The following is a 10,115-nucleotide window of genomic DNA, read 5'->3' as shown; positions in this document are numbered from 1 at the left end:
GCCGTCGTCATTCGGCGCCATTGCCGGCAAATTCGATGGGCTCGAACACCACCTTGGTATTGGCGCTTTGGATAATGACGCTGACCTCGAAGCTTCCACCTTCATTACTGGAAAGAAAGGTCCGCACCAGGCCCTCCTGATTGCTGAACCCCTGACCCGGCCGGACAGTCGCAGAGCCTGTATCACTCAGCGCCACCCAGACCCAGTCCACCAACTGGTTTTGGCCAAGGTTGCCGTAACGATCCTTGAGCGTGCCGTAAACCTCGACTTGCTGGCCCAACGGCACCGCCCCTATCGGTGGCTGGGACCTCTCCGCCGGCCTTATCGTCAACGACTTCACATCCGCTATGACGTGAACGGTCTCGGCGTACTTGGGGTCTATCAGATCCAGCCAGTACAACGGCGCCTCGCTCCCCAGAACCTTGCCCAAGTACTGCGCGGTGGCGATGCCGTTCTCGTCGGTCCTGGCCTTCGCGATCGTGCCCAGGCTGGCCTGAAAGTACACATCGACATGGGGAATAACCTTGTCGTCGGGGTCCTTGACCGTCACGGTGAAGGTGATCTTGTCCTCCGGGTTGTTCGCCACCACGTCGACCTTGTCCAGGACACAGTTGATCTTGACGATCTGTTCGGGCGCCTCGTCCCGGTAGGACGTCATCGCCGCACGGGACTCCGTGAGGCTCAGCAAGGCACTTTCCGCAGCAGCCCGATACGCCTCTTTGTCGATTGCCTCCGGTAAACAGCCGACGCGCAACACCGTCGAGGCGTCCATACCGGTGTGCCGCGCCAATACGCGGATGCGCATCAGCAGGTCCAGTTGGGACAGGTTTTTCACCAGGCGTTTGTCGGGATCGATATACGCGACACAGGCCCGCACCTCCTCCACGCTCCAGTCGAAAAACGCGGCCAGACGAATCGAGGCGGCTTTTTGCGCCAGGTCCAGCGCTTCATTGGAGATCTGATCAGGCAGCGCGTTGACCTCGCGCAGGTAATCCAGCAGCTTCCCGGCCGGTTGCTCACTCAGCTCGAAGGCGCGGGTCAGTGCCGAGAAGTAATACAGAGCGCGCAGCGAAAAATCGTAAGGGTCCTTCTGATCCAGCCAGGCCTTGTAGCCGTACTGCAAATAGTCCTGCAGCAACGTGGCGCTCAGGTCGAGTTGCAATGCCACGTTGCTGCGCTGCCGCACTTCGGCCAGCAGCATGAGCAAGGGGTCGGTTTCGTCGTCATTAAACGCGCCTTCCAGCGCGCGCTCGGCCCGTTCCTGCACCTGGCGCAACAGTTGATAAACCGTGCTGTTGGCCCAGACCAGCACACTGGTCACGCGCTCGGCATCCAGGCCGGTGTACACGGCCAGGCTTTCCCGGGCCACCGAGGCCTGGGCGTCACGCGCCTGCAGCAGCACCGCGAGCATGCGCTCGACCAGAACGGCATCCTCCTCGCCGAGGCCATCGTCCACCGCCTTACCCAGTTTTTCCCGGGCGTACTTCAGGTACTCGGCTTCACTGCCGTCAGGGTTGAGCACCAACCCCGAGGCATCCACCAGCGAGCCCAGCAAGTCCAGCCAGTCGGCGCTGGGCAGCGGTGGTACGCCCGCCATCAGCACGGAGGCGTTGCTGAACAGCGCGGCAGGCAGCAGGTTGCGGCACTGTTCGATGAACTGGCGTTCCTGTGCGGAGGCCACGGCCAGCGCCGCCGGTGGCGACACCTGCTGCAACATCCACAGCACTGGCAAATCGCGATCCCGGCACCAGCCCACGCAAGAATGCAGGGCATAGATCAGGTTCAGCACATCGGGCGCCTCTTCGCCGCTGGCGGTGGCCTTGATCTGTGGGACACCCGCCAGCACATCGACCCACCTGTTGCCGCCCAGAGCGGTCAGCATCAGCACGCCCTCCACCGGGGTGATGCCCAACAGGCGCGGCAACTTCACCAAGCGGAAGAACGCCGAGATGATCGACCGGCTGCGCTTCAATGTGCTGCTCAGGCCATGGGCCCGGGCAATCGCCAGTGCCAGGTAGTGGTAGGTCTTCAGATCAATGCCCAGGCCACTGCACAAGCGGTTGACCGTCAGGTCCATACCTCCCGGCACCGGGATGATCGGGAAGTCCCCGTTATCCAGGAGCAAGGGAGACTGAAAGGCGCCTTGGTTGTTGAACACCTGGTCGAATTGCGACAGCGCATCGCCCCGGCCGTAGATCGCCATCTCGTCGATAAACACCGCGAAGTCCGGCGCGGTGCAGCCATAGCGCTCGCGCAGTGACTGAAACAAGCCAATGGCTTGCACCGTAGCCTCGCTGATCCACCAGGGGTTGGCGACGTCGCGCTTCTCAGCCTGCATCGCCGCCACCAGCAGCGCGTCCACCTGATCGCAGGGCAATTCCAGCCATTGGTCCAGGCGCACCTTGCGGTTCAACCGGTCGAAAAGTCCAAAATCGGCCCCAGGGATGGCACTCAAACGGTGGAACTTCTGGCCCGCTTCGCTGTAATTGATCGTGACCGCCGGGCTCTTGGCGGCATTGAGATAGACCGAGCCCGAACGCTCGCTTTCGCTCACGCCTGGGGCGGGTGCAGTCGCATACACCAAGACATTTGCCGAGCGTGTCGGGGCGAAATCCCGCGCCGACAACAGCGCCTCGACGCCCCGGGCATCGAGCTTGGTGCGCTCACCGAAAAAGGGCACCTGACTGAGGTTTTGCCAGGAGACATCGGCGGCACCGAAACTGGCCAGGTAAAACTCGTCCCGCCCGTCCTCGGGCACCGCTGATTCCGTCAACAACAGCCGCTGATAAGGCCCCAGTCGCGAGGCGTGGATCAGGGCCCGTTTGGCGTCGCCATTCCAGGCCTTGGGCAGGAGGAAATACGGGAAGGATTCGTCCACCATGTGCACAAAATTCCCCACCGACATCCCGTGATGGCGGGCAACCGCATCCAGGGTGACCCAGTGCTGGTAGTACGGCAGCCCATTGGGGTAGCGCGCGTCGATCAAGGCCTGTTCCAGATCGGCCGCCCCTCCTTCGCCCTTGATAAAGGTCTCGAGCACGGAAACGATGATATCCACCGCCGACACCGACTGATGCACTGCATTGAAATCCACCGCCAAGGCTTTCAGATCCTTGCGCCGATCATGCAGGGGCAGTTTCTTGTCCCCGCCGTCCCCGTCGTCCTTGCCGCTGGGCTCGACGCGGTCGCGGATCCAGCGCAACAGCTCAATGCAGTACGCCACCGGAGAGGTCACGGACTCCAGGGCATCGGGCGGGCACAATGTGTCGAAATCAGTCTGGAACAGTTGCTCGAAACTCGGTCCCTGCACCAGCGACAGCAGCCCGCTCGACGGTGTGCCGGCGAGCGCTCCGGACCCCGTCAGGCTCTGCTCGATAAACTGGCGGCGGACATACGCCGCCAGGCTATTGGCCCTGCGCAGGAACTGCTGCGCGTCATCACGACTGATCCCGTAATCGCGCACCAGCCCTTGCACACCCTGCTCCACCAAGGGAAACACCGAGCCGCCCTGCTCGATGTACGCGCTCAGGTCGGTGTAAGCCGCACGTTGGTTCTCGCCAAACACCTGCTCGAACAATTGCTGGATGGGACGTTGACCGGAATCTGCCATGGCCAGGCTCCTCGAATGGATGCAAGTACCCGAACGGCGGCTCGCCGCGCGGAAAAGTAGGTCTGTATAGTGCGAATCTGCGCCTGGAGAGCGGAGGCGTCTACTGTCAGAACTGACAGTAGACATGAGCGCTTTTGCGGCGCTGGCCGTTAACGCGGCGGTGGCCCGGGGACTTCAAAGCGCTGGCTTTGCACCCAATCGGAAATCGTTGAGCCATCCGCGCCATCGACGATGGTTTGCTTGAAACGGCACCAATTGCCGCCCGCCGACAATCGTCGGACCGACCAGCCTTGCCAGCCTTGGGTGCTGACAGTCAGCGCCGGCGCCCACACGTACTCGGGGTTGTACCAGCTCGTTACCTGGCCGGTGCCCCGCCGGCCCTGGCCGCTGAAGTTCACGGGCTCCGCGACCCAGCGCCCCGCCTGCGGCGTATCGATCACCGGCGAGTAGCTGCCCAATACAACCGGTTGCCGAGCGCAGCGATCGGATTCAAACCCGTCCAACGAAGCCACCGCCACCAACGCCTGAGCACCAGCGGGTTGCGTGAGCGTCACGGCCACCGACCAGGTGCGATCCTCCAGCACCGGCGTACTGCCGAGCACGGTGTGTGCGGCATCGTCCAGGCTGATCGTGATCGTGTCCCCCGGCTCGCCGAAACCGGACACCACCGTGACGCGCCCGATCTCCCCGTCCTTGACCGGGGTTTCAATCCAGGGCGCGTCGGGCACCACGTCGCAGGTCACCGGCGAGCTTTCGCCGGACGCCTCCTTCTGCGCCTCCATGGTTTGCCGGGCCTGTAGCGTGATCACTCCCACCGGCAGGTTCACCGCACCTTCCCAACAGCCGTCGAAGCCGACCGGCACTTCCATGAGCAACAAGTCCTCGCGCCCCACCTCCCACACCTGGACCTTCGCGCCGGGCGTTCCCTTACCGGCAATCGTCGCCGCGCGCGGTACCTGGCCGCCCGGCAGCGGCACCGTGAACACCGGGGGCATCAGCACCACCATCACCGCGACCGGGTCGCTGAGTTCGGAGGGCCGACCGTCCAGGGTCTGTTGCGCATCGAAGATGCGGCGGCCGAAGGCCAGGCCCGTGAGGGCGATGGACCACTCGCCATCCGTTATCAACTGCTGGGGAGGGGCCGCATTGATGCCGTCAACGCGCAACTGCATGGACGCACCGGCCACGCCTAGCTGGCCGCGCACCGTCAGGTCACGCGCGACTTCTGCCTCGCGCACGGGAGAGGTGATCACGGGTTTGTGCAGCGCTCTACTGACCTGGAAATTCCGCGACGCGGGCAGTGAGGTTTGTTGCCCGGCGGTCTGGGTGACGGTCACCGTATGCGTCACATTGGGGGTGAACGGGGTGGCGCGACGATGGGTCCAGTTGCCGTTGGTCATGGTGACGGGATGCACGATGGTCGGAGCATCGCTGTAGACCAGATTCACCACCGCCTCGATCCAGCAGGTGCCTTTGATGGTCGGCGACAGCTGGCTGTCATCGCCCCCCGTGATCTCGGTAATGACTGGCGGCAGAGGCGCAATGGTCACCTCCAGCTCCTCCCAACCGGAGACATGCCCGTTCAACTCCTGTCGCAGGTCAACCTTGCGCTTAAAGGTCGGGCCCCACTCTGCAGACGCCGTACTGGACCAGCGCCCGCCACTCACTTGCGCATCCGGCGCGACTTTGTTTCCGCCAGCGGGGCCGTACAGCACCACAGCGGCACCGGTGTAGCCCGTGCCAGAGAACACCGGTGTGTAATCGCCGGTGTAATCCACCGTGGGTCGCGGCAACTCGATGGTGTAGCTGAAGGTGTACTCCGAGGAAACAATCCAGCCACCGATGTTATCGGGCACTTTTTGCGTGGCCTTAAAGCTGTATCGGCCCAGCGGCCAATTGGCGGAGTCCACGCTCCAGGTGCCGTTATTGCTGACCGTGACCGGCGGTATCGTCTGCGAGCCCGGCCCGCTGAGTTTAATCACATCGACAGTGGCGTTTTTATGACCCGCGCCCGAGAACCTCAGGCCGCTATCGGCCAGCGCAGTGACCGACACCGAGGTCAGTCTGGATGGCCGAACCTTGAAGGTGACCGGCGTACCGCGCAAGGAAGAAACCCCTTGTATGGTTTGCTGCGCCACCAGGGTCACAACCCCCGGATCGACCGTGATGAAGCGGCTCCAGCCGGGCGCGGTGACCACCCCCGCTTGCCCGTGGTGGGTATTGCTCAAGTCAGTGTAGATATCGACCACGGCACCCTGAAAGCCGTTGGTGCCGGCCACGCTGAAGGTTGTGTCGACCACGCCGGTGGGCCGGGTGATGGTGGGGGTACCGAGGATCTTGCAGGTCAAGGGCTCCGAATAGACGACCTGAGAGAGATTCGCTAGCGAGTACTTGGCCTTGACGGCAACAGTACGGGTGGGCAACGTTAAAATGACGGGACACGCCCAGCGTCTAGTGCCGTCAACGACGACAACACTGCCAAGCGTTTCGGCAAGATTAGCGGCATCGACCACCTCCACCGTCCATCCTGGTTCAGCGCTGCCCCTGAAGAAACTCACGCTGCCCGTTGGGAGAAATGCATTCGGTAGCGGAGACGAAATGGTCGGCAGGGTGACAGTCCACACGTGCCCCGGGTCACCCCAATCCGATGCAAAGCCGTGTAGCGTCTGCCTGCAAGCGACTCTGAAACTGCCGCCAGGCAATGCTTTCACAAGTTGAACACGCCAATTGCCCGAAGTATCGACCACGCCTTCGCCGTACACCGTGTTGCCGTCACCGCTGCGGTGAATGGTCACCTGTGCATAGGGTGCCCCGGTATCCCCAGTCACAACAGGTAAGGGGAAGACACTAACATTAGCCCCGTTGGATGGAGACCGAACGACAGGCTTGGGCACCACCGAGACGTAAAACTCCGGAGTACGCTGGATGCTTTCCCGATCACTCAGCCATTGCAGAACCTGTAGGTGGTGATGGCCGGGCGCGAGCGGGGTTCTCAATCGCAACCTGAACTGCCCGTCGCCGCCCATTTGCATTTCATCGCTGCGGTAATCTTCTTTACCCGGGGTGACCACTCGCACATTGCGCCGCGCATGGCCGCCCCCCACGACCGTCACATCTCCGTTTTTGACGCTAGTGTCGCGGGGAGAAATAACGTAGGGCGGGCTGTCGGCCAGTGGTTCGCCGGCGTCGGGTTCGCCTGTTTCAGGAAGGTCGGTTTCATCAGTCATGGGGAGAGCCCTCGGCCTCGGACAACAACGGTTCATGCTTTTGTAAGCCATGCCCTTGCCCCTGCCTACCTGTAATAACTGACAGTTCAGACGAACGGCCCTACGGACTTTTCCCACATTTTTTGAGACCTACGTAGCCTTGCGCCTTTGCCTACAAGCCCCTCGGAATCGGCCGGCTTGTGGACTTTTGGCCTGCCCCGTAATTTGATCCATGTCGCTGATTGGCAGCGGCCGGGTTTAGTCGCCGGGAGGTCCATGAAAATTGCACAAGATCCATCAGACGCTCGGGATGTCCCTATCCCCCTTCCTGAACGTTATGTTGGCTGTGCGCAGGGCGCCTTCGGACGCGCCAGTTTTCATGGTCCTTCCGGTCGACTAACCAGTGTGCAGCCGCCACCCCTAGATGGGGTTGTTGCTGATGGAGAAGTCACTGGAGAATGAGCCGGCGATCTGCGCGACCCAAGTTTCAGCGCTGCCCTTGCAGGAGCAAGGCCCGCCCGCGATGGCGATTTCGAGGCTGCCATCGCGGCCAAGCCTTGCACCTACAGGAGACCGATAGACACCGCCGGCATCAGGCCGAAGCAGGCAACGGCTGAAAACTGAAGTACTGCCTCAACGCACTCACCAATTGCCCATACTCCGGCGGAGCCCGTTGCAGGCTGAACCCGGCGTCATAGTGGTGGGGCGTGGCGTCTTCATGGCACCACAAACAACTGCCGCACACATCAATGATCTGCGTGCAGCCGTCGCTGGCGGGAATCTTCAGGCGCAAGTCAAAATCAGCGCCAATCATCATCGGCAACTGACTGATCAGCATCAGGCCATCTTCGGACACATTGCCGAGAAAGCCGATGGGTTTGTCGGTGACGCTGTTGAACACTTTCAGAAAATACGGCAGTTGATGCCGCTCGATCCGGCGGTCAGTAAACATGCTGAATTCGCTACGCAAGGCTCTTAAGCAGAGCCGCACTAATGCTTCGGAACGGGCCTTCTGCTTTATAGATGCAGGATGGGCACGCTCTCCCCGCTTCCGGTGTGACAGTCCATCCAGACCGCTGCCACTTTTACCGCTGCCAGTCGCAGGTGTTGCGTCGGTTCAGAGGAAAAGGCCCTGAAGCCGATTTATTCGACTATAGCTGAACCTGTACAACCGGCCAGCCTTTGTATGAGATCTGTCATCAGAAGCGGGTTGGTCGCACAACCGGCGCGCTGCGGGTCGGATAGTGGCCAAGGGATTCCAGGGTTTCCAGGCGCGCACGAGCGCGGTAGGCGTATTCGCTTTGCGGGTACGACGCGATGATGTACTGGTACGTCTGGGCCGCGTCGATAAACAGCTTCTGCCGTTCCAGGCACTGGCCGCGCATCATCGAGACTTCCGGCTGTACATAACGGCGCGCACGGCTGGCGCGGTCGACCTTGGACAATTCGAGCATCACCTGCTCGCAATTGCCCCGGTCATAGGCGCTGTAGGCGTTATTCAAATGATGGTTCATCGACCAACGGGTGCAGCCCGTGACGCTGAGGGCAATGACGGCTATGAGCGCAAATCGCATGAGGGTTCTCCTGTCTTGAGCTCTGTATCGACCCGTCGGCGGAAATCTTCAGGAATGTTCGTTTAAAGATAGAAGCGAATAACAAAGTTCTTCAAAAAAGTAGTGCAAACGAACAATGACTACATCCAAAGACCATAGTAGCCTCACTCAGCGCTTGAACTCAGGAGTCTATGCATGTCCGTCCGTCGCACCAAAATCGTCGCTACCCTTGGCCCGGCCAGTAACTCGCCGGAAGTTCTCGAACAGCTGATTCTGGCTGGCCTGGACGTCGCCCGCCTGAACTTCTCCCACGGCACCCCCGACGAGCACAAGGCTCGCGCGAAGCTGGTGCGTGACCTCGCCGCCAAGCACGGCCGCTTCGTCGCCCTGCTGGGTGACCTGCAAGGCCCGAAAATCCGTATCGCCAAATTCGCCGGCAAGAAGATCGAGCTGAAGATCGGTGATCAATTCACCTTCTCCACCAGCCATCCGCTGACCGAAGGCAACCAGCAAGTGGTCGGCATCGACTACCCGGACCTGGTCAAGGATTGCGGCGTGGGCGACGAGCTGCTGCTCGACGACGGCCGCGTGGTAATGCGCGTCGATACCGCCACCGCCACCGAACTGAATTGCACCGTGCTGATCGGCGGTCCGCTGTCGGACCACAAAGGCATCAACCGTCGCGGCGGTGGCCTGACCGCGCCAGCCCTGACTGAAAAAGACAAGGCTGACATCAAGCTCGCCGCCGAAATGGAAGTCGACTACCTCGCCGTGTCCTTCCCGCGTGACGCTGCCGACATGGAATACGCCCGTCAACTGCGCGACGAGGCCGGCGGTACGGCCTGGCTGGTGGCGAAGATCGAACGCGCCGAAGCCGTGGCCGACGACGACACCCTCGATGCCCTGATCAAAGCCTCCGACGCTGTCATGGTTGCCCGTGGTGACCTGGGCGTGGAAATCGGCGACGCCGAGCTGGTGGGCATTCAGAAGAAAATCATTCTGCATGCACGCCGCCACAACAAGGCGGTGATCGTCGCGACCCAGATGATGGAGTCGATGATCCAGAACCCGATGCCGACCCGCGCCGAAGTGTCCGACGTGGCCAACGCCGTGCTCGACTACACCGACGCCGTGATGCTCTCGGCTGAAAGTGCTGCCGGTCTGTACCCGCTGGAAGCCGTGCAAGCGATGGCGCGCATCTGCGTCGGCGCTGAAAAGCACCCGACCAGCAAGACCTCCAGCCACCGCATCGGCAAGGTCTTCGAAAGCTGCGACCAGTCCATCGCCCTCGCGGCCATGTACACCGCCAACCACTTCCCGGGCGTAAAGGCGATCATCGCCCTGACCGAAAGTGGCTATACGCCGCTGATCATGTCGCGCATCCGTTCCTCGGTGCCGATCTACGCGTTCTCCCCGCACCGCGAAACCCAGGCCCGCGCCGCCATGTTCCGTGGCGTCTACACCGTGCCATTCGACCCGGCGTCCTTGCCACCTGAGCAAGTCAGCCAGGCCGCGATCGACGAGTTGCTCAAGCGCGGCGTCGTGGAAAAAGGCGACTGGGTCATCCTGACCAAGGGCGACAGCTACCACACCATCGGCGGCACCAACGGCATGAAAATCCTGCACGTTGGCGATCCGATGGTCTGAGTGACAGACCGCTGAAACGCAAAAGCCCTGCCGCTTATAACGGCAGGGCTTTTTTATGCCTTATAGGTTTATAGCACTGTCATATATGACAGTAGCCGA

General features: G+C 61.6%; 5 protein-coding genes. 1 reads left to right on the top strand and 4 read right to left on the bottom strand.

The genetic code is table 11. The features are described from left to right. Positions 1-7: 7 nt before the first annotated feature. The 4 genes from ACZ89E_RS29765 to ACZ89E_RS29750 all read right to left on the bottom strand — a co-directional run bounded on the left by ACZ89E_RS29765 (position 8) and on the right by ACZ89E_RS29750 (position 8,390). Positions 8-3,610: a Tc toxin subunit A gene (locus ACZ89E_RS29765; protein WP_476256924.1), complete on the bottom strand. Its 3,603-nt coding sequence runs from the start codon at positions 3,608-3,610 to the stop codon at positions 8-10. A gap of 149 nt (positions 3,611-3,759) precedes the next feature. Further along, positions 3,760-5,958 carry an Ig-like domain-containing protein gene (locus ACZ89E_RS29760; RefSeq protein ID WP_476256923.1) on the bottom strand — a complete coding sequence of 733 codons (2,199 nt, stop codon included), beginning with the start codon at positions 5,956-5,958 and terminating at the stop codon, positions 3,760-3,762. A gap of 1,450 nt (positions 5,959-7,408) precedes the next feature. Continuing rightward, the gene (locus tag ACZ89E_RS29755) at positions 7,409-7,768 is read right to left on the bottom strand and encodes a PilZ domain-containing protein (protein ID WP_149657920.1); all 360 of its coding nucleotides are present in this window, start codon (positions 7,766-7,768) and stop codon (positions 7,409-7,411) included. Between the two features lie 247 nt (positions 7,769-8,015). Continuing rightward, entirely contained in the window at positions 8,016-8,390 is a 375-nt protein-coding gene (locus ACZ89E_RS29750) for a tetratricopeptide repeat protein (protein ID WP_149657921.1), read from the bottom strand. 174 nt (positions 8,391-8,564) lie between these two features. Here ACZ89E_RS29750 and pyk point away from each other — a divergent pair, with 174 nt between their 5' ends. After that, positions 8,565-10,016 (top strand): pyruvate kinase, encoded by a 1,452-nt coding sequence (pyk, locus tag ACZ89E_RS29745; RefSeq protein WP_123600008.1) that lies wholly within the window; start codon positions 8,565-8,567, stop codon positions 10,014-10,016. Positions 10,017-10,115: the final 99 nt, after the last annotated feature.

It is taken from the genome of Pseudomonas sp. TE3899, assembly GCF_056279105.1.
Note: the sequence above shows the minus strand (reverse complement) of the source record. Positions and strands in the feature narration are given on the sequence as shown.